Genomic DNA, 26,996 nt, shown 5'->3' on the forward strand with positions numbered 1-26,996 from the left:
ATGAATGTCAAAAAGGTGTGCAATGTCGCCCGTGATTCGAGAACTCGAAAAATCTGCGATCGGCGGCTGGTAAGTCGCCTCGATCGGGCCGGCAGCGATGTGCGAGGGCCGTGAAGCATCCGGAAACTGGGGATATTCTTGAGGAAACGGGCGCATGACGATCATGCGCCCGGCTTTGTGATTCTCTTTCTACTGGCCTCTCAGCCGTTGAACGCCTTCTCCAGCGCAGCGATATCGATCTTGACCATGCCGAGCATCACCTCGGTTACGCGCTTTGCCCGCTCGCGGTCGCCGTTGGCGATCATTTGGGAAAGGGCGCGCGGCACGATCTGCCAGGAAAGGCCCCAACGATCCCTAAGCCAGCCGCAGGCTTCCGGCGTGCCGCCATTGGCGAGGAAGGCATCCCAGACCCGATCGATCTCGGCCTGGCTGTCGAGAAGAACGGCGATCGAGAAGGAATGGTTGAAGCTGTCGAGCGGGCCGGCCTTCATGGCGAGGAAATGCTGGTCGCCGAGTGTGAACTCGATCAGCTCGACGCTGCCGGGAGGCCCGCTCGGCGTTTCCGCCGGCAATATGGTGGCGCTTCCGATCCGGGAATCCGGGATAACAGACACGTAGAATTCGACGGCTTCGCGCGCCTGCTCGGCGAACCAGAGATTTGAAACGACCTTCGGCATGGACAGTCTCCTTGTTGATGAGCTTTGATCCGGATCGTGCGTCCGATGCTCCAAGGACGTCCCGAAGGCGCTGCTTCCGACATGCGTCTCAGGATTTTTGCCGCTACCCGCGGCGTGGCGATCGCTTGCACAGCTTCGTCGCCCTGACGCAGCCGCCTGGGATAGCCGCGGCTCGGGAATGAAAGCAGAACATCTTTTCTGGTCTTTCCCTCCCGAATCACTACATTACGCGCCATGAGCAACAGTTTCGACGATATTCCCTTCTTCGACGAAGAGCCGGGCGAGATGCCGCGCAAGCCGCAACCGCCTGCCGCATCCCCGGGGACCCACGCCCCCGTGGGAAGGGCACCCGCCGCCGGTGGCGGCATCGCCGCCCGCGCCATGGCCGCCCGTGACGGCGGCAAGCGGCCGGATTATCTCGCGGGGCTGAATCCGGAGCAGACTGAAGCCGTCGAAACGCTGGAAGGCCCGGTGCTCGTGCTTGCCGGCGCCGGCACCGGCAAGACGCGCGTGCTGACGACCCGCATCGCCCATATCCTCAACACCGGCCGCGCCTTTCCCTCGCAGATCCTCGCCGTTACCTTCACCAACAAGGCCGCCCGCGAGATGAAGGAGCGCATCGCGCTGCTCGTCGGCGGCGCCGTCGAGGGCATGCCCTGGCTCGGCACCTTCCACTCGATCGGTGTCAAGCTTCTGCGCCGCCATGGCGAACTCGTCGGCCTGAGCTCCGGTTTCACCATTCTCGACACCGACGACGTCGTCCGCCTGATCAAGCAGCTGATCCAGGCCGAAGGCCTCGATGACAAGCGTTGGCCGGCCAAGCAGTTCGCCGGCATGATCGATACCTGGAAGAACAAGGGACTCGGCCCCGCCGATATCCCCGAGGGCGATGCCCGCGCCTTTGCCAACGGCCGGGGCCGCGATCTCTATTTCGCCTATCAGGCGCGCCTGACGACGTTGAATGCCTGCGATTTTGGCGACCTGCTGATGCATCCAATCGCGATCTTCCGCAAGAACCCTGATCTCCTCAAGGAGTATCACGGCCGCTTCCGCTATATCCTCGTCGACGAGTACCAGGACACCAACACCGCGCAATATATGTGGCTGCGGCTGCTGGCCCAGCGCGCCAAGGGCGAGCCGCAGAACGTCTGTTGCGTCGGCGATGACGACCAGTCGATCTATGGCTGGCGCGGCGCGGAGGTCGACAATATCCTGCGCTTTGAAAAGGATTTCCCCGGCGCCAAGGTCATCAAGCTCGAGCGCAACTACCGCTCGACCGAACATATCCTCGGCGCGGCCGCCCATCTGATCGCCCATAATGAAGGCCGCCTTGGCAAGACGCTGTTTACCGACCGCGCCGACCCTGATGACGTCAAGGTGCAGGTCCACGCCTCCTGGGATTCGGAGGAGGAAGCCCGCGCGATCGGCGAAGAGATCGAGCAGCTTCAGCGCAACAAGCATCTGCTGAACGACATGGCGATCCTGGTGCGCGCCTCCTTCCAGATGCGCGAATTCGAAGACCGCTTCGTCACCCTCGGCCTCAACTACCGCGTCATCGGCGGCCCGCGCTTCTACGAGCGCCTCGAAATCCGCGATGCCCTGGCCTATTTCCGGCTGGTGGCGCAGCCGGCCGACGACCTCGCCTTCGAGCGCATCATCAACACACCGAAGCGCGGCCTCGGCGATACGACGGTGCGCGCGCTGCACGATTATGCGCGCGCTCGCGATATCCCCATGCTGGCGGCCGCCGCCGATATCATCGAGACGGACGAGCTGAAGCCGAAGGCGCGCAAAGCTCTCTTCGACGTGATTCAATCTTTCCGGCGATGGCAGGAACTGCTTGAAAACACTCCGCATACCGAACTCGCCGAGCAGATCCTCGAAGAGTCCGGCTATACCGACATGTGGAAGAACGACAAGAGCGCCGAAGCCCCCGGCCGCCTCGAAAACCTGAAGGAACTCGTCCGCTCGATGGAAAGCTTCGAGTCGATGCGCGGCTTCCTCGAGCACGTCTCGCTCGTCATGGATGCGGAGACCAATGAGAACCTCGACGCCGTCTCGATCATGACGCTGCATTCGGCCAAGGGCCTGGAATTCGACACCGTCTTCCTGCCCGGCTGGGAGGAAGGCCTCTTCCCGCACCAGCGCTCGCTCGATGAGAGCGGTCGCGCCGGCCTGGAGGAAGAGCGCCGCCTCGCCTATGTCGGCATCACCCGCGCCAAGCGCCGCTGCCACATCTGGTTCGTTTCCAACCGCCGCATTCACGGCCTCTGGCAATCCACCCTGCCCTCGCGTTTCCTCGACGAACTGCCGGAAACCCATGTCGAAGTCGCCGAGATGGAGCAGAGCTACGGCGGTTACGGCCGCGGCGGCTACGGCCAGTCGCGCTTCGACAAGGCCGAGCCCTTCGCCAATTCCTATTCCACCCCCGGCTGGAAACGCGCCCAGGCCAACAAGACCGAAGCCACCCGGGACAATTGGGGCACCCGCTCCGGCCACGCCGTCGAACGCATCGGCTACGGCGAAAGCGGCCCGAAGGGACGCATGATCGAAGGCGAGCTGGTGGCCAAATCGACCTCGTCCGAGCCGTCGCGCTTCACCCTCGGCGACCGCGTGTTCCATATGAAATTCGGCAACGGCAACATCACCGGCATCGAAGGCAACAAGCTGACGATCGATTTTGATCGGGCGGGACAGAAGCGGGTGCTGGACGGGTTCGTCGAGCGCGTGTGATCCGACGCCGCCCTAAAGCATCTAGCCGAGCATGCGCATGCTTCCGAGCCCGAGAATATCGTTCATCAAGGCAATCCCCATTCCCGCGGCGACGATCGACAATCCGATCAGGAAAAGCCGGCGCGCCCGATCGTATTTGACGGCGAGCAGCGAGTCACGCGCCAGGAGATCGGCAAACACTTTCACCTGAATGACGATGCCGACGGTCAGGAACGACATCGGCAAGAGATCGACGCGGCTCCAGTCGTTCGGATTGGAGACCCAGAGGCTGATGAAATTGAGGGAGAAGCCGAGAATGATCCCGGTCGCCGTCAGCGATCCGTTGCGGAACGTCGCATCGATCTTTTCGTCTGGATCGGGCTCGGGCATGGCATCGGTTCCGGCTTGCTGCTGACGGCAAGAAAGGCAGAAATCGCGGCCGCGGGCAAGATCAACCTCGCATGGTTAACCTGCTTCGCCCGACCGCGTCAACGGCGCAGCTCCCGGTCAAAAGGTCGCTTTGACGCTATGCGCAAATCAGCTTAGCCCCGGGGATGCCCACCCATGAAAGGCGGGCTTCACGACGAACTTTTCAAAGGAGGTTCAAGTGACCAGTGTTTCAGCTCTCGGCAGCACATTGACCCAGTACCAGTCCCCGCTTTCCAGTCTCGACAAAAACGGCGACGGCGTGATTTCGGCGGACGAACTGGCCGCCGCTTCGCAGTCCTCGACATCGAGCTCGGCAGCGGCGAACAGCGACGGCGACGACAAGAGCAGCGAGATCGCCAAGAAGATCACCGCCGACATTCTGTCGCTGATGCTCTCCATGCAGAAGACCGATGGCAGCGACGACCAGAGCGACGACAGCGATCAGAACGACGATTCCGCCAAGGGCGTCTTTGCCTCGATGGATACGAATGGCGACGGCAAGTTGACCGAGTCCGAATTCCTCGCCGCCGATCCGAACAGCATCAAGGCTTCCGGCGACAGCGATCCGATTCTCACCAAGGTGCTCGGCGACATGCAGACGGCCCTTCAGGCCTACCGCAATACCTACGGGGCTTCCGCCGTGGCAGCCGACACGGCAACCGACGACGTGACCGCGGTCTGACAGGCCGAAGTGGGGCTCCGCCGGGGGAGCCTCGATCCGTCGATCGCCCTGCAAAAGCGCCTTATATGGGCAGGCCGAATTGGGCGGCGATTGCTGCCTTCATCGGTTCCTGCGCCCTGGGCTCACAGCCAGAACTTTCCCTTCCATTTCGACACGTCATCCACCTCAGACTCTCCCATTCGTTGCATTAGATCCTTCTTTTTCAACTATTTACGACCGCCGGTGTCAGAATTAACACTTGCATGCGCGCGCCTGGAAATTCACTAGTTATGCGTTCAGTGCATTTGGCATCTTGCATTTAAAGCGAAGGGATTGGCCTTGATGAAAGCGCTGCTGCTCGTCGACATTCAGAATGGCTTCTGTCCGGGCGGCAATCTGCCGGTGCCCGACGGCGACAAGGTGGTTCCCGTCGCAAACAGCCTGATCGACAGCGGCAAGTATGATCTGATCGTCGCCTCACAGGACTGGCACCCGCCGGGCCATGGCAGTTTCGCTTCCGCCCATCCGGGTGCTGCCGCCTTCGAGATGGGCGAACTTTCCGGCAAGCCTCAGATGATGTGGCCCGATCACTGCATCCAGGGCACGCTGGATGCCGAGCTGCATCCCGAGCTCAAATCCGAAGAGATCGACCTGATCCAGCAGAAGGGCGAAGACCCCAGGATCGACAGCTATTCCGCCTTCCGCGACAACGACCGGGATGCTTCAACCGGCCTATCAGATTTCCTCGAGGATCAGGGCGTTACCGATCTCGATGTCTGCGGCCTTGCGACCGACTACTGCGTCAAGTTCTCCGCGCTCGACGCGCTGGAGATGATGCCGGGCACGCACGTGCGCTTCATCGAGGATGCAAGCCGGGGCATCACCCCGGAAGGTGTGGCCGCCGCGATCGAGGAGATGCGCGCCCACGGCATCGCCGTGATCAAAAGCGCGGACGTGCTGCGCGAATAGAGCATGCCGCGCAAAAGTCCGGCGGTTTGCGATGACGACCTGCGGGAAACCGAAGACCTAAAGTGCGGCAGGCAAATCCAAGGTTGCGAAGCGCTTCAGACCTTTTCCTCTCGCTCGAGAAGATGGATATCTTCGGCCACGTCTTCCAATCTTTTCAACAAGGCCGCCTGGGCATCCCTCAGACCTCGATTATAGAAGTACGGCCCGACCTCCTCAGCGAAGAACTCAAGCAGGAACTCCGCCGGCAGCGCGCCGATGGGATCGAGCTCCCGGTCGAAATAAGCGCGGATGCGTGAGACGATCTCGGCCTTTTCTTCCTTCGAAAATTCGATCTTCTTCATAGGGTTCCCTCTTCGCCGAATGCGATCAGAACCTTGATGCTTCAGCGAAATCGATTGGTCAATCAACGAAATTCAATTGCCGCGACACACCATAGACCATAAGGGAAACCTGAATTTCCAACAGGATCACCCAGATGAATCGCGCCGACTTTGTTGAAGGTTTGCGGGGCGGCTTCGCCGTTGCGCTGGCATCGGCGCCCTTTGGTGCTCTCTTCGGGGCGTTGGCAGTCGAGAACGGCATGTCCCTTTCCGAGGCCGCCTTCATGAGCGCCACAGTCTATGCCGGCGCCAGCCAGATGGTCGGCATCGAACTCTTCGGCCACAATGTCCATGCCTGGCTGATCGTGCTGTCGATCCTCGCCGTCAATTTCCGCCACGTCCTCTATTCGGCGGCCTTGGCGCGCTACATCGGCCATTTTACGCCGCTGCAGAAATTCTTCACCTTCTTCCTGCTCGTCGATCCGCAATTTGCCGCGGCGGTGAAACGCAGCGAGTCAGGCCGGCCACTCACCTTCGCCTGGTATTTCGGTTTCGGCATCATCATCTACATTCCCTGGGTGCTGATCAGCGTCGCCGGCGGCCTGCTTGGCAGCTTCATCGGCGATCCCAAGGCGATCGGCCTCGATATCCTGCTGCCGGCCTATTTTCTCGGCATCGTCCTCGGCTTCCGCAAGCGCGACAATTTCCTGCCCGTGGCGCTCGTCAGCGCGGTGGCATCGGTGCTCGCCTATCGCTATGTCGGCTCACCCTGGCATGTCAGCCTGGGTGCGGCCGCCGGCATCGTGCTCGCCGCCCTGCTGCCATTGCCGCCGCAGGAGCCTGATCTCGAAGCCGACGCCCTGCAATCCGAAGTGCACGAGGTCTGAGCCATGGAATTCGATCTTCACATGGCGCTCGTCATCCTTGCCGCGGCAGTTGTCACCTTCGCCACCCGCATCGGCGGCTACATCCTCATCACCCGGATGAAGAGCATCCCCCCGCGCATGGAGGCGGCACTGAATGCCGTGCCGGCCGCCGTGCTGACGACGCTCGTCGCACCCGCCTTCTTCATCGGCGGCTGGGAATCAAAACTGGCGCTGATCGTCGCCCTCTTCGTCGGCCTGCGGGTCTCGCATACATGGATGCTGGTCGCCGCCTGGATCGTCGTGATGATCTGGCGCCATGCCATCAGCCTCTGAGCGCCGACCGAAAGCCGGCGCTCACAGACATTTTCTAATATTCCAGCGGCAGCGTCGCGTTTTCGAGCCATGCCTTGACGTCGTGATCGTGGATCAGCGGCATCAGCGCCTCGCGCGTGCGGCGGTGGTAGTCGTTGAACCAATGCAGCTCGTCATGGGTCAGAAGCTCGGGGATGACGAGGCTGCGGTCGATCGGGCAGAAGGTCAACGTCTCGAAACCGAGCATCGCCATGTCGCCGCCCTCGATCTCCTCGGCCCCGCGCACATAGATCAGGTTCTCGATCCGGATGCCGAAGCTGCCCGGCCGGTAATAGCCCGGCTCGTTGGAGAGGATCATGCCTGGCAGCAGCTCCTGCGTCGAAAGCCTCGAGATGCGCTGCGGCCCCTCATGCACCGAGAGATAGGAGCCGACGCCGTGGCCCGTACCGTGGGCGAAATCGGCCCCTGCCCGCCACAGCGCGATTCGCGCCAGCGGATCGAGGTCGCAGCCGCGCGTGCCCTTCGGGAAACGCGCCGTGCTGATGTCTATCATGCCCTTCAGCACCAGCGTGAAGAATCGGCGATGCTCCTCGGAAACCGCGCCGATACCGATGGTGCGGGTGATGTCGGTCGTGCCGTTGATATATTGCGCACCGGAATCGATCAGGAAGAGCTCGCCGGCCTCAATCATCCGGTTGCTTTCGGTGGTCACGCGGTAATGCATGATCGCCGCATGTTCGCCCGCACCCGAAATCGTATCGAAGGAAATATCCTTCAGCGGGTTCTGCATGCTCTGGCCGACGCGCGCACGAACGGCCTCGAGACGCTCGGCCGCCGCGATTTCGCTCACGGTGCCCGGTTTTTCCTGCGAGAGCCAGTAGAGGAATTCCACCATCGCCGCGCCGTCCTGCAGATGGGCGGCGGCCGAGCCGTTGATCTCGACGTCGTTCTTCACCGCGCGCGGCAGCTTCGCGGGATCGGCGCCCTCGACCACTTGGCCACCCGCCTGGCGGATGATTTCGCCAAGCGCATGGGAGGCGATATCGGGATCGATCAGCACGCGGCCGCCATCCCTGGAAACGGCGGCGAGCCTTTCCTCCAGCGCCGAGGGCGGCAGCTGCGTCGAGATCTGTCCGAGATAGGCTTCGGGCTCGATGCCGGTCTTGCGTTTGTCGAGGAAGAGCTCGGCCCGCCCGTCGGCATGGATGATGGCACGCGCCAGAGGATGCGGCGTGTGCGGCACGTCGGCGCCGCGAATGTTGAAGATCCAGGCGACCGAGGAGGGATCGGCGATCAGCACCGCCGCGAGGTTCTTCTTCGAAAGATCGGCGGCGATGGTCGCGATCTTATCGCCTGCCAGCACGCCGGCCTGGACGACATTCTGGATGCTGACGGCGCCGAGCGGCTCGGCCGGCCGGTCGCTCCAGAGCCGGTCGAGCGGGTTGTGCGGCAGGAAGACCAATGTGCCGCCGATCTCCGCAAGCGCCTTTTCGAGACGGCGAACCTCCGCCCCCGAGTGCAGCCAGGGATCGATGCCGAGCCGCAGGCCCTTGGCTCCGTTCGCTCCGAGCCAGACATGCGGCGGCGCGTTGACGAGATCGCCGCCCGAAAAGACCGAACCGTCGACCTGTTCGGCAAGCTGCGTGACATAGCGCCCGTCGACGAAGACGATCGCCTGCGTGCGCAGGACAAGCGCAATGCCCGCCGAACCGGTGAAGCCCGTCAGCCATGCCAGGCGCTCCGAACATGCGGGAACATACTCGCCGTTGAATTCGTCGGCGCGCGGCACGAGGAAGGCGTCGATGCCGAACGAGATCGAAAGTAGCGCGCAGCGCCGATACCCGATCCCTGCCGAACTGCGGCGTGGAGGTGACGTCGAAGGACTGGAACATGCTGGAAACCCGAATGGTTGAGACGAATCCGGTTAATGGGATGGCGGCCATGTTAGCGAAATTTCAATCGATGGGGAGAAAAAGCGACGAAACGAGTCGAAACCGCTGAGCCCGCTCAATATTTTGACAGAATTGCGACAGCAAAAGTTAATGTGGCACGCTTTATGCATTGGCCGCATGGCTCCCATGAGCGAAACCCTCTGCCTCCGCATTTCAGAATAGCTATATAGACGCCATCGAACGGTTCGGATGAACCAGCAAACAAAGGAATTTTTGAAATGACCGCCTCTCTCTCGCGCTTCGCATACAGCAGCCCGGTCCAGGCTGGCGAACGCCAGACCGTGCGTCACGTCATCGGCGCCCGCCGCCCGCAAAACGACGACAGCCTCAAGCTGCTCGGCGCCGGCCAGCGCGCCACGCGCCACAAGGGCGCTCCCAGCTACGCGTTCTAAGTCTGAAAGCCCGTCCGTCTCCTCCCTCCCGGACCGGCCTATTGGAATGCAGTAGAGCCCGCTCGAGCGCTCCTCCTCCTTCGAGCTCGCGGGCATTGACCGGATAGACCGGTCCAAGGCGGTGCCATCGGCACCGCCTTTTTTGTTGTGGGAATGACCAAGGTGCCGCGTTCTCTCTTCTCCCCGGCGGGGAGAAGGGGAGCAGGTCGCACCGTCACTTTAATTTTCTTCAAGGCCGATCGAAGTGAATCGTCACCCAGCCATTGCGCCAGATCGTTCTGACATGGCGAAGCCGTGCGCCGCTATAGGCGGCGATCACCTTCCAGCGCTGGCTAGCCAGAATCCCCGAAAGAATGACCGAACCGCCGGGCGCCAGATGCGTCGTAAGCTGCGGCGCCATCTTGATCAGCGGCCGGGCCAGGATGTTGGCGATGATGAGATCGAAGGGGCCGAACTCGAAGAAGGCGGTCGAATGAAAGCCCGGCGCGGTCCGGGCGACGATGCCGGAGGCGATGCCGTTGCGGCGAACATTCTCGGCCGCCACCCGCGTTGCCACCGGATCGATGTCGGTTGCGAGCACCGGAATGTTCTTGAGCTTGCGCACCGCAATTGCCAGCACGCCGCTGCCGGTCCCGAGGTCGAGCGCATTACGAACCGGATGCGAGCGCACCACGGCGTCGATCACTTCCAGGCAGCCGGCCGTCGTGCCGTGATGTCCCGTGCCGAAGGCTTGGCCGGCATCGATCTCGATGGCAATGTCGCCGGGGCGGACCTTGTCGCGGTCATGCGATCCATGCACCAGGAAGCGCCCTGCCCTGACGGGCTTCAGCCCCTCCAGCGATTTCACCACCCAGTCGACATCGGGGATCACTTCGCGCTGCAGCCGGGCATCGGGAAAGGCGCTCTTCAGCGCCGCCTCGACGCGGGAGCGCACATCCGCCTCATCCTCGGCCATCATATAGACCGAGGCTTCCCAGATATCCTTCTTCTCGTCGACCTCGGTGGTGCCGATGGCAAAGTCTTCTTCGCCGAAGATCTCGCTTAAAAGGTCGAGGATCTGCTCGGCCTTGCTTTCTGTCGTCGACACGTAAAGGCGGATTTCACTCACGATAGGCGGTCTTTCCCGTTTCTCTTGCCCGCCGCCGGTCGGGCCAGCGCCCTGTCACCCCTTGCTGACGAGATTCTCCAGCTTCTTTACCGCCGTGTCCGGGTTTTCGCCATAGGCGATCGTCCCGGAAAAACGCCCGGCCGAATCGAGCAGGAAAACCGAGGCCGTGTGATCCATCGTATAATCGCCGTTCGGATTCTTTTCGTCGACCGGCACCTTCTTGGCGTAGACGCGGAAACCCTTGATGACGTCGGCGATCTTTTCAGGCGGGCCCGAAATGCCGGTGATGCGCTTGGAAACGTTGGAAACATACTCGTTCATGATCTCCGGCGTGTCGCGCTCCGGATCGACGGTGACGAAATAGGCCTGCAGCTTAGTGCCGTCGGGATCGACCTTCTCCATCCAGCCGTTCAGCTCGAAAAGCGTCGTCGGGCAAACCTCCGGGCAATGGGTGAAGCCGAAGAACAGCGCTGTCGGCTTGCCGCGCAGCGCCTGTTCGGTGATCGGCTGCCCGCTCTGGGAGACCAGGGTGAAGGGCACGCCAAAGGGCGCTTCCGCCACGACCTCCCTGGATTTCATGGGATAGAGCGTCAACACGCCGAGAACCCCGGCGACGAACAACACTGCGACCCAGATGACGATGCGGAAAGTCTTCATTGGCATGAACCTCGATCCGGGCGGATATGCGCCGCCCACCCCCGAGCATGTCGCGCAAAAGCGTGCAGCGGTTTTGCGATAACGACATGCGTAAAAACAAAGAGCGAAAGCGCGAGGAGCGAATCTGAAAGATCGCGACGCGCTTACGCGTTCCGCGTGATTATAGTCTCGGCCGGATACACGCAATTCAAGAATATGTTTTCTGGCCCGTGATTAATTGTCCTACCGCATAAGGCCGCGGCCTTCGGAAAATCCGCGCGACGCATGTGCTGCCAAGGATATCAAGGATTTGGCCGGAAAATCCGGCGATGAGGTGGAGATCGGCGGCGAACTGGTGACGGCGGCCGGCGAGGCGCTTCGCCAGATCGGCGAAGATCTTCTGCGCATCGACGAACATGTTAAATCAACCGTAACCTCTGCGCGCGAATAATCGATTGGAATGAGCGAAATCAATACTTCGATCAGCCAGATGGATCAGGTCACGCAGAAGAACGCGGAAAACCTGGCGCAGTTGGTCAATCACTTCAAAATCGGCGAGGGCATGAGCGCCCGGCAAACGCCGCGAGAGGCAACCGCCGCCTCGCATTCGAGACCTTCTCCCGCGCGCAGCCTGATCGGCAAAGTCGCGGGCGCATTCAACGGCGGCTCTGCCGCCAAAGCCATCGCCTCTCCCGCCGGGAACAACTGGGAAGAATTCTGATCATGAACAACAACGCCATCAAGCAGTCGGGCGCCTATCTCGAAATCGTCTCGTTCCACCTGGGCGACCAGGAATTCTGCATCGACATCATGGCCATCCGTGAAATCCGCGGCTGGGCGCCGGTGACGCCGATGCCGCATACCCCGCCTTACGTGCTGGGGCTCATCAACCTGCGCGGCGCGGTCATCCCCGTAATCGACATGGCCTGCCGCCTCGGCATGAAGATGACCGAGCCCTCCGAGCGCTCGGCGATCATCGTCACCGACATCGCAGGCAAGCTGGTCGGCCTGCTGGTCGAGCAGGTTTCCGACATGATGACCATCAAGAGCGAAGACCTGCAGCCGCCGCCGGAAATCATCCCGGAAGCCCAGCGCGCCTTCTGCCGCGGCATCGTCGCACTGGAAAAGACCATGGTCTGCTTCCTGAACCTCGATACGGTTATTGCCGACGAGCTGAATCAGGCTGCTTGATTTTATCCAGACTGACATTGGAAGGCCCGGCTCGTCCGGGCCTTTTTCGTTCTGGCCTGAGAGTACACAGACGTTGCGTGTGCAGCCCCCTCACCCTAACCCTCTCCCCGGAGGGTAGAGGGGACGTGGCATACGAAACCTTGAAACATACCGAGACGGTGCGGCACATCCCCTTCTCCCCGGCGGGGAGAAGGTGGCCCGAAGGGTCGGATGAGGGGGTCCATGGCGCCATCAGAAGAGATTATTTCCCGCCCTACGGTTTCCCATTCTTCCAGTTCACATCCTGCCCGTAGAGCGGGATGGTCGAGATCGACATCTTCGCCGAACCGTCGGTCAATTCGCGCGAATGGGCGAGATAGATCAGCGTGTCGTTGGTCTTGTCGTAGATGCGGTTGACAACAAGCGTCTTCCAGATCAGCGACATGCCCTGCCGGAACACTTCGCTGCCATCCTTGGACAAGTCGATATTGCCGATCTCGATCGGACCGGTCTGCCGGCAGGCGATGGAATTGTTGGACGGATCTTCGAACCAGTTGCCGTTCTTGAAACGGTCGATCAGGCTGCGGTCGAAATAGGTGACGTGGCAGGTGACGCCCTTGACCTCGGGATCGGAGACCGCCTCGACGATGATGTCGTTGCCGATCCAGTCGACCCCGACCTTGCCGACGACTTCGGCGGAGACTGCACTGGCGGAAAGGGCTGCGAAAGAAAGTGCGGCGAGGAAAAGATTGCGCGGCTTCGACATGGCGGCTCTCCCTGAATGATCCGCATTCTAGATAGGCACGGCCCCATCCTTTGCAAGAAATCGACGCCCGGAAGGATCAGCCTTTCCGGCAGGTGCAGGGCTCATAGGCCCGCGCCGTCAGCCGGCCCGGCTTCATGCCGATCAGCGCCGGTATGGCGTGCACGGCATTGGCTTTGACCGCCTTCGCCATCTCGATCGCGGCGGCCGCGCAGATCGCCGCATCCTCGGCGGCGTTGTGGTGCTTGAAGCGCAGGCCGAGATGCTCGGCGATCAGGTTCAGCCGGTGCGAGAGGAAGTGCGGCCAGATCCGCTGCGCCATCTTCAGGCTGCAGAGATACGTCAGTTCAGGATAGGATTGCCGGTAGAGATCGAGGCTCGCCCGCCACACACTGAAATCGAAGGCGGCATTGTGGGCGATCATCGTCGCGCCGCTGATATCATCGTGGAATTCGTCCATCACCTCAGGAAATTCCGGCGCGTCCTCGACATGCTCCGGCCGGATGCCGTGGATCGCGATGTTCATCCCGGAAAAGCGCATGTCACGCGGCCGGATCAGCCGCTCCTCGACCCGCGTCACCCTGCCCTCTTCGATCCAGGCAAGCCCGACCGAACAGGCGCTGCCGCGCTGCTCGTTGGCTGTCTCGAAATCGATGGCGATGGTCTTCAAAGGCAAGTATCCGAATCGTCTGCCCTTACCGGAATAATCATAGCCGCAGCCGAAGGCAAATTCCGGCCTGTTGACATCTGCACGCAAATGGGGAAACTTTTGTCCATGATCAACTCTGTGACATCAACTATGCATCATATCGCCACGACCCTTCCAGGGTACGCGGGAGCGATGGTGCGTCACTAGCCGTTCGATCATCCCGAAAACCCTGCCGAGGCGAGCAGGGTTTTCGAAAGTCCGGCTCTCCTCCTGAAACCCAAGGAGAGCATCCAATGTCTGAAAGCGAAGAGAATGAACCCCGCGACCGAGCGCTCCTGCCGGACGGCATCGTCGTGCGCGCCGTCCGTCTTTCCGATGCCGAAGAGATCACCGATCTTATAAACTTGCCGGGCTATCGCGCCGGCACCTTGCGGCCGCCATACCAGCGTATCGAAGAAGTCCGCAAGCACATGGAAAATCCGTCGCCCGGCGCGCTCAACCTCGTCGTCACGCTGAATGGCAGGATCGTCGGCAATTGCGGCCTCAACCGTCTCGCGGGCCGCAGGCAGCACGTCGCGACTATCGGCATGGGCGTGCACGACGATTTCACCGGCCGCGGCTTCGGCCGGATTTTGCTCGCCGCCATGGTCGACGCCGCCGACGACTGGCTCGACGTCAAGCGGCTGGAATTGACCGTCTACACCGACAACGAGGTTGCGATCCGGCTCTATGAGAAGTTCGGTTTCGAGAAGGAAGGGCTTCTGCGCTCATTCGGCTACCGCGCCGGCGAGTATGTCGACGCCTATACGATGGCGCGGCTGAGGGCCTAAGCTACGGCCAAGCGATAAGGCTTGACGAGGCATTCGGCGGGAACGCCCCATGCCTCGTTGAGCTTGAAAATCATGTCGATCGTCAGGGCGCGCTTGCGGTGCAGGATTTCCGAGGCGCGGGAGCGGGACCCCAGGATCTCACCGAGATCCGCCTGGCTGCGGCCGGTCATTTCCATGAAGGCATGCAGGAAATCGACCGGCTCCAGTTCAACGGCGGGGAAGTGTCGGTTTTCATAGGCTTCTATGAGATCGGAAAGCACATCGAATCTGTCCGCCTCTGCCGAGCCTTGGGGCGGCGGATTGTTGAAATAAGACGCAACTTCGGCAAGCGCCCATTCCAGATCGCCATCGCTCCTAATCGGTCTTATGTCCATTACACCGTCTCCGGATCGATCCTGTCGTACTCAGAATGCGTACCAACGAACTTGATCAGCACGCGTCGGTAGGCATAGGCCACGTGCACGATAAGACGATACTTGTTGCCGCCTATGTCGAAAATCACCCTGTTATCGCCGACGAAATCAACATTGGCACCGAACATCCTCTTGATATCCGCCGGTCCGGTCCATTCCGCCTTACTGACAAGAGCGTGCCAGACGCCGAGAGGCACCTTGGCCTGCGGATGCAACTCCCAAAACGAGCGTAATGTCGACTTGGCGATCACTTGCATGGATGAGGATATTCCCAATATGGGAACAAATCAAGCATCAGTCACCCGCCGATCAGCGCCAGCCACTCGTCCTCGTCCATCGTCTGGACGCCGAGTTCGCGGGCTTTGTCGAGCTTGGAGCCGGCGCCCGGGCCGGCGACGACGATGTCTGTTTTCTTCGACACCGACCCCGCCACCTTGGCGCCGAGGCTTTCGGCCCTTGCCTTCGCCTCGTCACGGGTGAATTTTTCGAGCGAGCCGGTGAAGACCACGGTCTTGCCGGCGACCGGGCTGCCTGACGTGACAGGCTGCTCGGCCTCCGCGGGCGTCACTTCTTCAAGCAGCCGGCCGATCACCTCGGTATTGCGCGGCTCCTTGTAGAATTCGACCATGGCGCGGGCCACCACCTCGCCGATGCCTTCGATGGCGTTGAGATCGGTCCAGGCATCGCCGGAAAGCGGTGCGGCCTCCTTCATCGCGGTCGCAAAGGCCTCATAAGTGCCGTAGGAGCGCGCCAAGAGCTTTGCCGTGGTCTCGCCGACATGGCGGATGCCGAGTGCGTAGATGAAGCGGTGGAGCGCAATGCTGCGGCGCTCGTTGATCGCCGCATAGAGCTTGCCGACGCTGACCTTGCCGAAGCCATCGATATTTTCCAGCTTGGTGATCGATTGCTGCTGGCGCTTCTCCAGCGTGAATATCTCGGGCGCCGTGCGGATCTGTAGCGACGTGTCTTCGTTTTCGAAGAAGAAATCGATCTGCTTCGAACCGAGCCCTTCAATATCGAAGGCGTTGCGCGAAACGAAGTGCTTCAGATGCTCCGTCGCCTGCGCCCGGCAGATGAAGCCGCCGGTGCAGCGGCGCACCGAATCCATCTTACCGGTCTTCTCGTTGACCTCGCGCACCGCATGCGAACCGCAGACCGGGCAGGTCTGCGGGAATTCATAAGGTTTCGCCTCGGCGAGGCGCTTTTCCATCACCACGTCGAGGATCTGCGGAATAACGTCGCCGGCGCGCTGGACGATCACGGTATCGCCCTCGCGAATATCGTGCTCCTCCGGCCGGATCCGCTCGCCGTTATTGCCGATGCCCTTGATGTAATCCTCGTTGTGCAGCGTCGCGTTGGTGACGACCACACCGCCGACCGTGATTGGCTTCAGCCGCGCCACCGGCGTCAGCGCCCCGGTGCGGCCGACCTGGATCTCGATCTTCTCGACCTCGGTGAAGGCCTGCTCAGCCGGGAATTTATGCGCCGTCGCCCAGCGTGGGCTACGCGAACGGAAGCCGAGGCGCTGCTGCAGTTCCAGACTGTCGACCTTGTAGACGACGCCGTCGATGTCGTAATCGAGATCCGGGCGCTCGAGGCCGATCTCATCGTAATGCGCCAGAATATCGGCGACCGAATTCAGCCGCTTCATCAGCGGATTGACCGGGAAGCCCCAGTCCTTGAAGGTCTGCACCATCCCGAATTGCGTATCGGCCGGCATGTCCGACATCTCGCCCCAGGCATAGGCGAAGAATCTCAGCTTGCGGCTCGCCGTCACCTTGGCATCGAGTTGGCGCAGCGATCCGGCCGCTGTATTGCGCGGATTGACATAGGTCTGCTTGCCCTCCGCCTCCATCTGCCGGTTCAGCGCCAGGAAGTCGCTCTTGGCCATATAGACCTCGCCGCGGATTTCCACGACCGCGGGCACGCCCTTCGGCAATTGGTTCGGGATTTCGGCGATGGTCCGGATATTGGCGGTGACGTTTTCCCCCGTCGTGCCGTCGCCGCGCGTGGCGGCCGTCGTCAGCCTGCCGTTCTCGTAGCGGATCGACATCGAGAGGCCGTCGATCTTCGGCTCCGCGGTAAAGGCGATCGACTGGTCCGGCAGTCGGCCGAGGAAGCGATAGACGCTGGCGACGAAATCCTGCACGTCCTCCTGCGAAAACGTGTTGTCCAGCGATAGCATCGGCCGCGCATGGACGACGGGCGAGAAGGTGACGGAAGGCGCTGCACCCACACGCCGCGACGGGCTGTCCTCGCGGATCAGCTCGGGAAACCGCGTTTCCAGCGCATCGTTGCGGCGCTTCAACGCGTCGTAATCCGCATCCGAAATCTCCGGCCGGTCCTTGCCGTGATAGAGCGCGTCGTGATGCGCGATCTCCTTCGCCAGCCGTTCGAGCTCGGCGGCGGCCTCTTCGATCGTCAACGTATCGACGGCGGAACCTTCGGTGGACATGGAATATCACTCCAGAGAATCTGGCCAGAAATCTGCATTGTTTTTAGAGCAAAATCGCCGGATGAAAAGAGAGCGGAGATACGCTGTTTCCATTAGATCGATTGCCCGACCTGTTCCCAATCGCTCGCATTGCGCAGCCGGATGCCGCTGACGTGCAGACCCGTATTCCAGAGGCTCTTCAGGGGCCGCAGGCTCTCGACCACCCGCAGTTCCACCCCGCGCGGCGCGAACTCCCGGTCGAGCCGCGAAATCGCGGTGCACTCGATGGGAATGACGCGCCTGCGAACCACCCACATTCCGGCATCACCGAGATCCTCGAAATCCTCCGCCGGCAGTTCATAACGATGGATGGTCTCCGCCGAGAGCCTTTCCAGCCACCCGCGCTCGATGAAGGCTGCGGCTCTCCAGTCGCCAAGCCAATGCCGCCGTTCGGCCTCCGTCGTCTCCGCCTTCGCCCAGATCAGAATGCGCGGGCAGTCACGCGGGAAGAGATACATGAAATCGTGTTCGCCATCGATTGCCCAGACGAGCGGACCGTTCAGCCATTCCCGGCCGGCCGGGCGTTCGGAGGGCATGCGAACCGGGCGCGGCTCGAACACGCCGATACCGGGATCATCGCTGAAATGGAAAAGGCGCATGGCACCGGCTTGCCGCTGATCGGACTGATGCGATAGCGCGAAGCGGAAGACTTGTCACCGCCCTGGCCGGGCAATCAGCCGTTGCCTGCCAGCAGCCGCTTCGCCGCTGCCCTCGCCTCCTCCGTCACCGAAGCGCCGGCGAGCATGCGGGCGATCTCTTCGGTGCGGTCCTTCTGCGCCATCGTCGCAACGCGGGTGGCGATCTTTTCGGAGCCATCGGCCGCCGGCCCCTTGGAGATCAGCAGGTGGGTCGCCGCCCGGGCCGCGACCTGCGGCGCATGCGTGACGGACAGCACCTGTACCCGCTCGGAGAGCCGCTTCAGCCGCTGGCCGATCGCATCGGCCACGGCGCCGCCGACACCGGTGTCGATTTCGTCGAAGACGAGAGTCGGGGCCGACCCACGGTCGGCGAGCGCCACCTTCAGCGCCAGCAGGAAACGCGAGAGTTCGCCGCCGGAGGCGACCTTCATGATCGAGCCCGGCCGCGTGCCAGGATTGGTCTGGACGTGGAATTCGACGACGTCGATGCCCTCGGCGAGCGCTTCTCCGGCATCGGTGGTGATCTCCACCATGAAACGGGCGCGTTCGAGCTTCAGCGCCGGCAACTCGGCCATGACGGTCGCGGCCAGCGCGGTGCCGGCGTGATGGCGCTTCTCCGACAGCGAGCGCGCCGCCGCGTCGTAATTGTCCCGCGCCTGCCCGACCTCGGCTTCGAGCCGGGCAAGCTTCTCCTCGCCCGCGTCGAGATCGGCGAGGTCGGCGATCATACGCACGGCAAGCGCCGGCAGCTCGGTGACGGGAACGGAATATTTGCGAGAGGCGGCCCTCAGTGCAAAAAGTCGCTCCTCCACCCGCTCCAGCTCGCGCGGATCATACTCCGTCTTGCGCAGCGCCGCCTCGACTTCCATCTGCGCGTTGGAAAGCTGGTCGAGCGCGGCGTCGAGCAACGCCACAGTCTCTTCGAGCAGCCCCGGCGCCTCGTGGCTCTTGCGCTCCAGCCGGCGCACCAGCGAAGCGATATGGGGCACCGGCGAGGCATTGCCGTTCAGGAATTCCGACGCCTCGGCGATATCACCGGCGATCCGTTCGGCCTTCATCATCTTCTGCCGGCGGTCGGCAAGCTCGTCCTCCTCGCCGTCCTGCGGCGAAAGCTTTTCCAGCTCCTCGACGGAGGCGCGGAGGTAATCGGCTTCGCGCGCAGCGCTTTCCACCTTCTCGCGATGCTTCTTCAGCGTCCGCTCGCTGTCGCGCCACAGGCGATAGAGCCGGGCGACCTCGGAAACCTCGTCGGTAAGGCCGGCGAAGGCATCAAGCAGGGTCCGGTGGGCGTTGGTATCGACAAGAGCACGGTCGTCGTGCTGGCCGTGGATTTCGACCAGCATCTGGCCGGCCTGGCGCATCAGCTGCACGCTGACGGGCTGATCGTTGACATAGGCCTTGGTGCGCCCGTCTGCCGATTGCTGGCGGCGGAAGATCAGGTCACCCTCATCGTCGATGCCGTTTTCACGCAGCAGCGCGCGGGCGCCGTGGTCCATGCCGACGTCGAAGACCGCCGTCACCTGGCCCTTGTCCTCGCCATGGCGCACAAGGCCGCCGTCTCCGCGCCCGCCGAGCGCCAGAGACAGGCTGTCAAGCAGGATGGATTTGCCCGCCCCGGTCTCGCCCGTCAGCACGGAAAGACCGGTCTCGAAGGCAAGATCCAGCCGCTCGATCAGGACGATATCGCGGATCGAAAGCTGGATCAGCATTGGTTTTATGAACCGAGCAGGAGTTTCTTGCCTGCCGCAGCGATCCACGAGCCCTTGTTTTCACGCGGCTCGGCGCCGCCGGTCTGCAGCAGCTTGTAGGAATCGGCGTACCACTGGCTGTCGGGATAATTGTGGCCGAGAACGGCAGCCGCCGTCTGCGCCTCGTCGACGATGCCCATGGCGTAATAAGCCTCGACGAGACGAGCCAAGGCTTCTTCGATCTGGTTCGTGTTCGGATATTTCTCGACGACGATGCGGAAGCGCGAGACCGCCGCGAGATATTCCTTCCGCTCCATATAATAGCGGCCGATCTGCATTTCCTTGCCGGCCAGCTGGTCGCGCGCGAAGCGGATCTTGGCCTGCGCGTCGTCGACATATTCGGAGTTCGGATAATTATCGACGACGGCCTGCATCGCCTCGATCGTCTTGCTCGCGGCGCGCTGGTCCTGCGTCACGTCGACGATCTGCTTGGAATAGGTCAGTCCGACGAGATACTGCACATAGGCGGCGTCCTGCGACTTCGGATACTGCGACATATAGCGGTTGCCGGAGGCAAGCGCATCGTCCAGGCGGCCCTGCCGGTATTTGACGAAGGTGCTCATCACGAGCGCCTTGCGCGCCCATTCGGAGAACGGGTTCTCGCGATCGATCGCATCGAACTTGCGCGCCGCTTCGGCCATGTTGCCAGCCTTCATGTTGGCAAGGCCCTGGGTGTAGAGCACATCCGGCGGGTCGGTTTCGAGACCGAGCTTGGTGATGTCGATATCGGGGTCCGACTGGCAACCGGATATGGCGGCACCTGCGCTGAGCACCAGAAGCGATGCCAACAATGCGCGCGCTGTCTTCATCATACCTTCAGATCCTGCATAAGCCATTCAAAAGAACCCCACTGCCGCCGCTCTCTCCACGGCAGCCACGCCTCGCTGGCGTTTCTAGCCACAAATGTGCATCAAGAGCAACGCAATGATAAGGCATTAACGCATTTTTGTGGCAGCGGCGGCCGGAATGTCCGGCTTTTCGTCTTCTTTCCAGATCTGTGGCAGCCAAGCCTCTGCGGAAGAATGCCTGTCACCGGGAGAACATAAAAAAACCGCCTCCTGGGAGAGAGGCGGCCTGGTCTCAAGAATATGCTGGAGGTCATGCCGACCAGGGAGCGAATTCCGAAGCATTGACTGCGATCATTTCGCGAGCGGCAACACGCTGGCGCGGCGTCGACGTTTCCACGACCTCATAGGCGGTGGGATCGCTGAGCAGCGCCTTCAGCGCATTGGCGTTCATCTTGTGGCCACCGCGATAGGAACGATAGCAGCCGATGAACTGAGCGCCGGCAAGGGCCAGATCGCCGACGGCATCGAGCGTCTTGTGACGGACGAATTCGTCCTTGGCGTAACGCAGGCCTTCGACGTTGATGACGGTATTGTCGTCGGAGATGACGACGGAATTCTCAAGCGAGGAGCCGAGCGCGTGGCCCGAGGCCCAGAGACGCTCGACATCGCGCATGAAGCCGAAGGTACGGGCGCGGGAAAGCTCGGCCTTGAAGACGGAAGCGCTCATGTCGCCGGCCCACTTCTGTCGGCCGATCAGCGGGCATTCGAAATCGATCTCGACTTCGAAGCGCGTGCCGTCATAGGGGCGGAACTCGCTCCAGGAGCCGCCATGCTCGATTCGCACCGGCTTGGTGATGCGGATATAGCGGCGCTTGACGCCGAGGGAGACGAGGCCGGCCTGCTCGATCGCTTCGACGAAGGGCAGCGAGCTGCCATCCATGATCGGCATTTCGGCGCCCTGCACCTCGATCACCACATTGTCGAGGCCAAGCGCATAGATGGCGGCCATGACATGTTCGATCGTCGCGACCGAATGGGCGGGCGAGAAGCCGAGCACGGTGCAGAGATCCGTATTGCCGACCTGCGAGGAGACGGCCTTGAGTTCGGTAATGTCGCCATTGTCATGCAGGCGCTGGAAAACGACGCCGGTGTCCGACTCGGCCGGATTGAGGGTGATCGAGACTTCCGCGCCCGAATGAACCCCGATGCCCGTGAGCGTCACGGGATGCGATACCGTCGTTTGAAAACCCAGCAAGCCAATTGCCATAAAATCTGCCTTTATTCTTCCGCTCCAGTGGCTTGTCCCACGGTGCGGTTTTCATTCATTCTGCAGAAGGAGCCTTTGATAGGGTCTCCTAGGGCAGTTTCCTTGCACCATACTTACGTGCGTCGGCGCTCCAATCCAAATCACTGTTTCTTTCGCTTTGTTACGAAGTCATACAGTTGATATCGCTCAGCAATTTGAGCTTGAGAAACGCAAATGCCCGGGACCTTGATCCCGGGCATGAACGGTGCGGATTCGCCGCCTCAATTCGACTGGCGGCGCAGGAATGCCGGGATTTCCAGCTGGTCGTCTTCCTGCATCATCCGGGCCTGCGGAACCGCGCGGCCCTGATCGTCGAGGTTGCCGCGACGCGGAGCGTAGAGGCTTGCCTCCGGCGACAGCGGGCGGCGCTGCTGCGAAGCGGCCGACGGTGCGGCCGTCATGTCCGCGGCAACGGCGTCGTCATCGCGGCGGCCAAGCGAATTGGTGATTCGCTTGAGCAGGCCCATCGGACCGCGCTCTTCCTGCTGATGTGCCGAAGCCGGCTGCGTGCGGTGGTCGAGCTCGGCCTGAACAACAGGCGGGAAATCCTCGACCTTCGGCATGCGCATGGGTTCCGGCGCCTGGCGGATGATCGGCTCCTGCCGGATCGGCTGCTGCTGGACGACCGGCTGGGCCATGACGGGAGCCGGAGCCTGCTGCACCGGTGCCGGACGCATGACCGGGGCTTCCGGTGCAGGCGCGAAGATCTTGCTCTGCGGGCGGAAAGCTTCCTGCTGTACGGCGGGCTGCTGGAGCGGTGCAGCGGCACGCGGGGCCGGGATTTCGAGCTCGCGTTCCATCTCGGCTTCGCGGATGGTCTGCGCGATCGGATCAATGGCCTTCGGTGCCTGCATCACGGGCGCAGGCTGAACTGCGGCCGCTGCCGGAGCAACAGCCGCGGAGGGACGGATAGCGGGCTTTGCAACCGGCTGGAAGTTGCGCTCGGCGGCTTCGCTGATCGCCCGGTCGATGCCGGTCGCCACAACCGAGACGCGGATGATGCCTTCGAGCGATTCGTCGAACGTGGCGCCGAGAATGATGTTGGCGTCCGGATCGACTTCCTCGCGGATGCGGGTCGCGGCTTCGTCGACTTCGAACAGGGTGAGGTCGCGACCGCCGGTGATGGAGATCAGCAGGCCCTGAGCGCCCTTCATCGAGGTTTCGTCGAGCAGCGGGTTGGCGATCGCCGCTTCGGCTGCCTGCAGGGCGCGGCCGGAGCCGGAGGCTTCGCCGGTGCCCATCATCGCGCGGCCCATCTCACGCATCACCGAGCGGACGTCGGCGAAGTCGAGGTTGATGAGGCCTTCCTTGACCATCAGGTCGGTGATGCAGGCGACGCCCGAATAGAGAACCTGGTCGGCCATGGCGAAAGCGTCGGCGAAGGTCGTCTTGTCGTTGGCAATGCGGAAGAGGTTCTGGTTCGGAATGACGATCAGCGTGTCGACAGACTTCTGCAGTTCCTGGATGCCCATCTCGGCCAGACGCATGCGGCGGCCGCCTTCGAAATGGAACGGCTTGGTGACGACGCCGACCGTCAGGATGCCCTTGTTGCGAGCGGCCTGCGCGACGACCGGAGCAGCACCCGTGCCGGTGCCGCCGCCCATGCCGGCGGTGACGAAGCACATATGCGTGCCATTCAGGTGATCGATGATCTCATCGATGCACTCTTCGGCGGCCGCGCGGCCGACTTCCGGCTGCGAGCCGGCGCCGAGGCCTTCCGTGACGTTGGCACCGAGCTGGATGATGCGCTCGGCCTTCGTCATCGTCAGTGCCTGCGCATCCGTGTTGGCAACGACGAAGTCGACGCCCTGGAGGCCTGCGGTGATCATGTTGTTGACGGCGTTGCCGCCGCCGCCACCGACGCCGAACACGGTGATGCGCGGCTTCAGCTCTGTGATGTCAGGCTTTTGCAGCTTGATGGTCATGGTTACCTGTTCCTTCTCTCTCTGGCCGCATCGCCACGCCGGCCAATTACGCAAATTTCAGAAGCTTTCCTTCAGCCACTGGCCCATGCGGGCTATGCGGCTGTTATTTCCTCCAAGCGACATGAGCAGACCGCTCTGTGACGCATGTGTCTCCATGTCCGCGACCTGCGGGTAAATCATCAGGCCGACGGCCGTCGAAAAGGCCGGCCCCTTGGCCGCCGTCGGCAATCCCGAGACGCCCATCGGGCGGCCGATGCGGACGTTGCGGGCAAGAATGCGCCGCGCCACCTCGGCAAGGCCCGTCAACTGGCTGGCGCCGCCCGTCAGCACGACGCGCTTGCCGACGATCGGGCTGAAGCCGGAGCGCTGGATACGGTCGCGGATCAGTTCCATCGTCTCTTCGATTCGAGCCGATACGATGCGCGAAACCAGCGCCCGCGGCACTTGCGACGGCTGGTCGCGATCGTCCTCGCCGATCGGCGGAATGGAGATCAGCTCGCGCTCGTCGGAAGAATTGCTCAGCGCCGAAGCGTGAACCACCTTCAAACGTTCAGCATCCTCGATCCGGGTGGAAAGGCCGCGTGCGAGGTCGGTCGTCACATGATGACCGCCGAGGCCGACAGCATCGGTATGGACAAGCTTGCCTTCGGCAAAGACCGAAATCGTCGTCGTGCCGCCGCCCATGTCGATGGCCGCACAGCCAAGCTCGACTTCATCGTCGACGAGTGCGGCAAGACCCGATGCATAAGGCGTCGCAACGATTCCTTCCACCGAAAGATGCGCTCTGTTGACGCTGAGCTCGAGATTCTTGAGCGCCGAACGTTCCGCGGTCACGACATGCATATCGACGCCGAGCGCATCGCCGTACATTGCCAGCGGATCGCGAATGCCGCGCTCGCCGTCGAGCGAGAAGCCGGTCGCCAGCGAATGCAGCACCGAGCGATCCTGGCGCAGCGACTGCTGGCAGGCGGCCGACAGCACCTTCTTCAGGTCGTTGAGTTCGACTTCCTGGCCACCGAGATCGATCGTCGCTGTATAGATGTCACTGCCGAGGCGTCCGGCCGTCAGGTTGACGATCAGGCTCTCGACGGTCAGTCCCGCCATGCGCTCCGCCGCATCGACGGCAAGGCGGATGACGCCCTCAAGCGCGTCGAGATCGGCGATAACGCCGGTCTTGATGCCGCGGGAGCGCTGATGGCCGATGCCGATGATCTCGATATTGTGCGTGCGGCCCGGCAGGATCTGGCTTTCCTCGCGCGGCGTCAGCCGGCCGATCATGCAGACAACCTTGGTCGAGCCGATGTCGAGCACCGAAACGACATGCGACCGCTTCGACGAAAGCGGCTTCAGGCGCGGCAATCCGAAATGGGATGAACCGAATAAGCTCATATACTCTGCCCCGCCTTCTTCAATTCCTTCGTACGCTCCGTCACAACAGCCTGCCTGCGGACCGCCGCTTCCGGCGTCAGCTGGATCGCGGTCCTGTCAGGCAATCTCAGATCGACCGCGGCAATGTCCCGCTCCAGAAGCTTTTGCTCCTTGTCGAATTTCGAAAGCGTTGCCAACGCCTGATCGATGCCGTCTTCCGGCAGCTTGACGACGACGCCGTTATCCATGTGCAGGTCCCAGCGACGACCCGAAATCCAGACATAAGCCTTCACGCGGGCCTTCACGTCGGGCCACTTCGAGAAGGCATCATCGAGCGAGGCTGCCGCCGTCTCCGCATCGCGGCCGACGACGAGCGGCAGCGACGAAAACTTGTTGTCGCGCAGCGGCGCAATGACGCTGCCATTCTTCTCGATCAGGGAAAGCTCCTGCCCGTGCTGCCAGATCGCATAGGCCTGGCGCTCCTTGAGCTTCACTTCGATCGTCTTCGGATAGACTTTGCGAACCTCGACGCTCTCGACCCAGGGAAGATGCGCGATCTTCTGCCGGGCTGCGTCGACGTCGAGCGCGACCAGCGAAGTCGTACCGTCAAGGCCGATCAGCTGCAGGATCTCGATTTCCGAGGTCTCCGAATTGCCGGAGACCTTCACGTCTTCGATTGCAAAACCCGCTGCCGTCGTGGTCGCCTGCGCAACGGCTTCCGTGTGACCGCCGAGCGACATGCCGTAGAGGCCCGTCGCCGCCAGGAAGGCGAGCGCCGAAACCGTGCCCGTATGAGCCGGGATGTAGATGCGGCCACTGCAAAGGCTGATCAGGAAACGGGTAACGCGGCGCAGCGGACGCGGCAGCACGAACCGATCTTCGGCCTCCACGATCGGAAGCACGGCATGATGGCTGGGGCGCCCAATCCTCTTGACCGTCAACGCAAACACGACGCGTCCTCCACCATCCACCGGAGAAACTGACCAAACGAATAGCCGGCATGACCAGCCATTTCGGGCACGAGCGAGGTTGGAGTCATGCCGGGCTGGGTATTGACCTCCAGCCAGATGATTTCGCCGTCTTCGGAGAAACGATCGTCGTAACGAAAGTCGGACCGACTGACGCCGCGGCAACCGATTGCCTGATGCGCCCTTAGGGCCAATGTTTGTATTTTTTGGTAAATATTCGGTGAAATTTTCGCCGGGATGACGTGTTTTGAACCGCCCGCCGCATACTTGGAGTCGTAATCATAAAAATTGTGTCCCTGCGGCACCACCTCCGTGACGCCAAGGGGCGTGTCGCCCATGACGCCGCAGGTGAGTTCACGGCCGTAGACATAGCGCTCGACGAGAACCTCTTCGCCGTAGCGCCATTCGGGAGAGCTTACGACCTGCGGGGGATGGGCCTGATCTTCCGTGACGATGACGACGCCGAAGCTCGACCCCTCGCGCACGGGCTTCACCACATAAGGCGGCTTCATCGGATGGGTCGAGGGAAAGGCGAAGCGGTTCATCACCTGTGATTCGGCGACCGGAATGCCTGCGGCGGCGGCGACGAGCTTCGCCTTGTCCTTGTCCATCGCCAGCGCCGAGGCGAGCACGCCGGAATGCGTATAGGGGATCTCGAGATATTCGAGGATGCCCTGGATGGTGCCGTCTTCGCCGAAGGGGCCATGCAGCGCATTGAAGACCACGTCGGGCTTCAGCGCCGCAAGCTTCTCGGAAACATCACGAGCGACGTCGATGACCGTCACCTGGAAGCCTTCGGCTTCGAGGGCTTCTGCGCAAGCCTTTCCCGAGGAAAGGCTGACGGGCCTTTCCGAGGAAAATCCGCCCATCAGGACAGCGACATGCTTGCGACTCATCAACAC

At 62.1% G+C, this 26,996-nt stretch carries 27 protein-coding genes and 2 pseudogenes; 9 read left to right on the plus strand and 20 right to left on the minus strand.

All coding sequences use genetic code 11. The features are described 5' to 3' along the window. Positions 1-200 precede the first annotated feature (200 nt). A complete protein-coding gene (locus NE852_RS14835; RefSeq protein ID WP_008531194.1) occupies positions 201-677 on the minus strand; it encodes a VOC family protein in 477 nt (158 codons plus the stop codon). 234 nt (positions 678-911) lie between these two features. Between NE852_RS14835 and NE852_RS14840 the strand changes: the two genes are divergently transcribed. Continuing rightward, on the plus strand, positions 912-3,410 hold the full coding sequence (locus NE852_RS14840) for an ATP-dependent helicase (protein WP_008531193.1): 2,499 nt from the start codon (positions 912-914) through the stop codon (positions 3,408-3,410). Positions 3,411-3,431: 21 nt separating this feature from the next. Here the strand turns inward: NE852_RS14840 and NE852_RS14845 are convergent, their stop codons facing one another. After that, positions 3,432-3,779, minus strand: coding sequence for a hypothetical protein (locus tag NE852_RS14845; RefSeq protein WP_258155775.1), 348 nt, complete (start codon positions 3,777-3,779; stop codon positions 3,432-3,434). A 217-nt stretch (positions 3,780-3,996) separates the two neighbouring features. Here NE852_RS14845 and NE852_RS14850 point away from each other — a divergent pair, with 217 nt between their 5' ends. Next, positions 3,997-4,500, plus strand: a complete 504-nt coding sequence (locus NE852_RS14850; protein WP_008531188.1) for an EF-hand domain-containing protein — start codon at positions 3,997-3,999, stop codon at positions 4,498-4,500. 312 nt (positions 4,501-4,812) lie between these two features. Then, complete coding sequence (gene pncA, locus NE852_RS14855; protein ID WP_164841437.1) at positions 4,813-5,448, plus strand: bifunctional nicotinamidase/pyrazinamidase; 636 nt, start codon at positions 4,813-4,815, stop codon at positions 5,446-5,448. Positions 5,449-5,543: 95 nt separating this feature from the next. Here pncA and NE852_RS14860 read toward each other — a convergent pair whose 3' ends face one another. Both NE852_RS14860 and NE852_RS14865 read right to left on the minus strand, forming a co-directional pair. Further along, positions 5,544-5,789 carry a DUF2164 domain-containing protein gene (locus NE852_RS14860; protein ID WP_008531183.1) on the minus strand — a complete coding sequence of 82 codons (246 nt, stop codon included), beginning with the start codon at positions 5,787-5,789 and terminating at the stop codon, positions 5,544-5,546. Between the two features lie 58 nt (positions 5,790-5,847). Continuing rightward, positions 5,848-6,030, minus strand: coding sequence for a hypothetical protein (locus tag NE852_RS14865; protein WP_258156724.1), 183 nt, complete (start codon positions 6,028-6,030; stop codon positions 5,848-5,850). Here NE852_RS14865 and NE852_RS14870 point away from each other — a divergent pair. Both NE852_RS14870 and NE852_RS14875 read left to right on the plus strand, forming a co-directional pair. Beyond that, complete coding sequence (locus tag NE852_RS14870) at positions 5,951-6,655, plus strand: AzlC family ABC transporter permease (protein WP_258156708.1); 705 nt, start codon at positions 5,951-5,953, stop codon at positions 6,653-6,655. The genes NE852_RS14865 and NE852_RS14870 overlap by 80 nt on opposite strands. 3 nt (positions 6,656-6,658) lie before the next feature. Next, positions 6,659-6,967 carry an AzlD family protein gene (locus tag NE852_RS14875; protein WP_008531181.1) on the plus strand — a complete coding sequence of 103 codons (309 nt, stop codon included), beginning with the start codon at positions 6,659-6,661 and terminating at the stop codon, positions 6,965-6,967. Positions 6,968-7,001: 34 nt separating this feature from the next. Here the strand turns inward: NE852_RS14875 and NE852_RS14880 are convergent. Next, positions 7,002-8,838 (minus strand): annotated as a pseudogene (locus NE852_RS14880) (aminopeptidase P family protein). 278 nt (positions 8,839-9,116) lie between these two features. Between NE852_RS14880 and NE852_RS14885 the strand changes: the two are divergent. Further along, positions 9,117-9,290: a hypothetical protein gene (locus NE852_RS14885; RefSeq protein WP_008531179.1), complete on the plus strand. Its 174-nt coding sequence runs from the start codon at positions 9,117-9,119 to the stop codon at positions 9,288-9,290. 229 nt (positions 9,291-9,519) lie between these two features. On the opposite strand, the gene NE852_RS14890 is transcribed toward NE852_RS14885, so the two are convergent. Further along, positions 9,520-10,398 (minus strand): 50S ribosomal protein L11 methyltransferase, encoded by an 879-nt coding sequence (locus NE852_RS14890; protein WP_008531178.1) that lies wholly within the window; start codon positions 10,396-10,398, stop codon positions 9,520-9,522. Positions 10,399-10,452: 54 nt separating this feature from the next. Beyond that, positions 10,453-11,055, minus strand: coding sequence for an SCO family protein (locus NE852_RS14895; protein ID WP_008531177.1), 603 nt, complete (start codon positions 11,053-11,055; stop codon positions 10,453-10,455). 256 nt (positions 11,056-11,311) lie between these two features. Between NE852_RS14895 and NE852_RS14900 the strand changes: the two are divergent. Further along, positions 11,312-11,755: pseudogene (locus NE852_RS14900) on the plus strand (methyl-accepting chemotaxis protein); the annotation flags it as partial. 2 nt (positions 11,756-11,757) lie between these two features. Then, positions 11,758-12,225 (plus strand): chemotaxis protein CheW, encoded by a 468-nt coding sequence (locus NE852_RS14905; protein ID WP_004668786.1) that lies wholly within the window; start codon positions 11,758-11,760, stop codon positions 12,223-12,225. Positions 12,226-12,478: 253 nt separating this feature from the next. Here the strand turns inward: NE852_RS14905 and NE852_RS14910 are convergent, their stop codons facing one another. Then, complete coding sequence (locus NE852_RS14910; RefSeq protein ID WP_008531175.1) at positions 12,479-12,970, minus strand: CreA family protein; 492 nt, start codon at positions 12,968-12,970, stop codon at positions 12,479-12,481. 76 nt (positions 12,971-13,046) lie between these two features. Next, positions 13,047-13,637 (minus strand): 3'-5' exonuclease, encoded by a 591-nt coding sequence (locus NE852_RS14915; protein WP_037173173.1) that lies wholly within the window; start codon positions 13,635-13,637, stop codon positions 13,047-13,049. A gap of 272 nt (positions 13,638-13,909) precedes the next feature. On the opposite strand from NE852_RS14915, the gene NE852_RS14920 reads away from it, so the two are divergent. Continuing rightward, positions 13,910-14,446 carry a GNAT family N-acetyltransferase gene (locus NE852_RS14920; RefSeq protein WP_008531173.1) on the plus strand — a complete coding sequence of 179 codons (537 nt, stop codon included), beginning with the start codon at positions 13,910-13,912 and terminating at the stop codon, positions 14,444-14,446. Here NE852_RS14920 and NE852_RS14925 read toward each other — a convergent pair. The 11 genes from NE852_RS14925 to NE852_RS14975 all read right to left on the minus strand — a co-directional run bounded on the left by NE852_RS14925 (position 14,443) and on the right by NE852_RS14975 (position 26,990). Continuing rightward, positions 14,443-14,820, minus strand: coding sequence for a type II toxin-antitoxin system HigA family antitoxin (locus NE852_RS14925; protein WP_008531170.1), 378 nt, complete (start codon positions 14,818-14,820; stop codon positions 14,443-14,445). The two genes, NE852_RS14920 and NE852_RS14925, sit on opposite strands and share 4 nt — an antisense overlap. Beyond that, a complete protein-coding gene (locus NE852_RS14930; RefSeq protein ID WP_008531168.1) occupies positions 14,820-15,116 on the minus strand; it encodes a type II toxin-antitoxin system HigB family toxin in 297 nt (98 codons plus the stop codon). The genes NE852_RS14925 and NE852_RS14930 overlap by 1 nt, the downstream gene beginning before the upstream one ends. 41 nt (positions 15,117-15,157) lie before the next feature. Continuing rightward, positions 15,158-17,314: an NAD-dependent DNA ligase LigA gene (ligA, locus tag NE852_RS14935; RefSeq protein ID WP_258155776.1), complete on the minus strand. Its 2,157-nt coding sequence runs from the start codon at positions 17,312-17,314 to the stop codon at positions 15,158-15,160. Between the two features lie 92 nt (positions 17,315-17,406). Continuing rightward, entirely contained in the window at positions 17,407-17,952 is a 546-nt protein-coding gene (locus NE852_RS14940) for a DUF6886 family protein (RefSeq protein WP_008531160.1), read from the minus strand. Between the two features lie 74 nt (positions 17,953-18,026). Beyond that, a complete protein-coding gene (gene recN, locus NE852_RS14945; RefSeq protein WP_258155777.1) occupies positions 18,027-19,700 on the minus strand; it encodes a DNA repair protein RecN in 1,674 nt (557 codons plus the stop codon). 5 nt (positions 19,701-19,705) lie between these two features. Continuing rightward, positions 19,706-20,575: an outer membrane protein assembly factor BamD gene (locus NE852_RS14950; protein ID WP_008531159.1), complete on the minus strand. Its 870-nt coding sequence runs from the start codon at positions 20,573-20,575 to the stop codon at positions 19,706-19,708. Between the two features lie 262 nt (positions 20,576-20,837). Further along, positions 20,838-21,794 (minus strand): UDP-3-O-acyl-N-acetylglucosamine deacetylase, encoded by a 957-nt coding sequence (gene lpxC, locus NE852_RS14955; protein ID WP_008531158.1) that lies wholly within the window; start codon positions 21,792-21,794, stop codon positions 20,838-20,840. Between the two features lie 260 nt (positions 21,795-22,054). Beyond that, positions 22,055-23,758 (minus strand): cell division protein FtsZ, encoded by a 1,704-nt coding sequence (gene ftsZ / locus NE852_RS14960; RefSeq protein WP_008531157.1) that lies wholly within the window; start codon positions 23,756-23,758, stop codon positions 22,055-22,057. A 57-nt stretch (positions 23,759-23,815) separates the two neighbouring features. Beyond that, complete coding sequence (gene ftsA, locus NE852_RS14965) at positions 23,816-25,147, minus strand: cell division protein FtsA (protein ID WP_008531156.1); 1,332 nt, start codon at positions 25,145-25,147, stop codon at positions 23,816-23,818. Beyond that, complete coding sequence (locus tag NE852_RS14970; protein WP_008531154.1) at positions 25,144-26,076, minus strand: cell division protein FtsQ/DivIB; 933 nt, start codon at positions 26,074-26,076, stop codon at positions 25,144-25,146. Before NE852_RS14970 ends, ftsA begins: the two co-directional genes overlap by 4 nt. Then, positions 26,064-26,990 carry a D-alanine--D-alanine ligase gene (locus tag NE852_RS14975; RefSeq protein ID WP_008531153.1) on the minus strand — a complete coding sequence of 309 codons (927 nt, stop codon included), beginning with the start codon at positions 26,988-26,990 and terminating at the stop codon, positions 26,064-26,066. The genes NE852_RS14970 and NE852_RS14975 overlap by 13 nt, the downstream gene beginning before the upstream one ends. Positions 26,991-26,996 lie beyond the last annotated feature (6 nt).

The sequence above is a fragment of the Rhizobium sp. Pop5 genome, assembly GCF_024721175.1.
Taxonomy (GTDB): domain Bacteria; phylum Pseudomonadota; class Alphaproteobacteria; order Rhizobiales; family Rhizobiaceae; genus Rhizobium.

Excerpts from the sequence above, each read along its gene's own strand:
- NE852_RS14835 (WP_008531194.1), bottom strand. The coding sequence starts at position 677 with ATGCCGAAGGTCGTTTCAAATCTCTGGTTCGCCGAGCAGGCGCGCGAA.
- NE852_RS14840 (WP_008531193.1), top strand. The coding sequence starts at position 912 with ATGAGCAACAGTTTCGACGATATTCCCTTCTTCGACGAAGAGCCGGGC.
- NE852_RS14845 (WP_258155775.1), bottom strand. The coding sequence starts at position 3,779 with ATGCCCGAGCCCGATCCAGACGAAAAGATCGATGCGACGTTCCGCAAC.
- NE852_RS14860 (WP_008531183.1), bottom strand. The coding sequence starts at position 5,789 with ATGAAGAAGATCGAATTTTCGAAGGAAGAAAAGGCCGAGATCGTCTCA.
- NE852_RS14865 (WP_258156724.1), bottom strand. The coding sequence starts at position 6,030 with ATGCCGTTCTCGACTGCCAACGCCCCGAAGAGAGCACCAAAGGGCGCC.
- NE852_RS14875 (WP_008531181.1), top strand. The coding sequence starts at position 6,659 with ATGGAATTCGATCTTCACATGGCGCTCGTCATCCTTGCCGCGGCAGTT.
- NE852_RS14885 (WP_008531179.1), top strand. The coding sequence starts at position 9,117 with ATGACCGCCTCTCTCTCGCGCTTCGCATACAGCAGCCCGGTCCAGGCT.
- NE852_RS14895 (WP_008531177.1), bottom strand. The coding sequence starts at position 11,055 with ATGAAGACTTTCCGCATCGTCATCTGGGTCGCAGTGTTGTTCGTCGCC.
- NE852_RS14905 (WP_004668786.1), top strand. The coding sequence starts at position 11,758 with ATGAACAACAACGCCATCAAGCAGTCGGGCGCCTATCTCGAAATCGTC.
- NE852_RS14910 (WP_008531175.1), bottom strand. The coding sequence starts at position 12,970 with ATGTCGAAGCCGCGCAATCTTTTCCTCGCCGCACTTTCTTTCGCAGCC.
- NE852_RS14920 (WP_008531173.1), top strand. The coding sequence starts at position 13,910 with ATGTCTGAAAGCGAAGAGAATGAACCCCGCGACCGAGCGCTCCTGCCG.
- NE852_RS14925 (WP_008531170.1), bottom strand. The coding sequence starts at position 14,820 with ATGGACATAAGACCGATTAGGAGCGATGGCGATCTGGAATGGGCGCTT.
- NE852_RS14930 (WP_008531168.1), bottom strand. The coding sequence starts at position 15,116 with ATGCAAGTGATCGCCAAGTCGACATTACGCTCGTTTTGGGAGTTGCAT.
- ligA (WP_258155776.1), bottom strand. The coding sequence starts at position 17,314 with ATGTCCACCGAAGGTTCCGCCGTCGATACGTTGACGATCGAAGAGGCC.
- NE852_RS14940 (WP_008531160.1), bottom strand. The coding sequence starts at position 17,952 with ATGCGCCTTTTCCATTTCAGCGATGATCCCGGTATCGGCGTGTTCGAG.
- recN (WP_258155777.1), bottom strand. The coding sequence starts at position 19,700 with ATGCTGATCCAGCTTTCGATCCGCGATATCGTCCTGATCGAGCGGCTG.
- NE852_RS14950 (WP_008531159.1), bottom strand. The coding sequence starts at position 20,575 with ATGGCTTATGCAGGATCTGAAGGTATGATGAAGACAGCGCGCGCATTG.
- lpxC (WP_008531158.1), bottom strand. The coding sequence starts at position 21,794 with ATGGCAATTGGCTTGCTGGGTTTTCAAACGACGGTATCGCATCCCGTG.
- ftsZ (WP_008531157.1), bottom strand. The coding sequence starts at position 23,758 with ATGACCATCAAGCTGCAAAAGCCTGACATCACAGAGCTGAAGCCGCGC.
- ftsA (WP_008531156.1), bottom strand. The coding sequence starts at position 25,147 with ATGAGCTTATTCGGTTCATCCCATTTCGGATTGCCGCGCCTGAAGCCG.
- NE852_RS14975 (WP_008531153.1), bottom strand. The coding sequence starts at position 26,990 with ATGAGTCGCAAGCATGTCGCTGTCCTGATGGGCGGATTTTCCTCGGAA.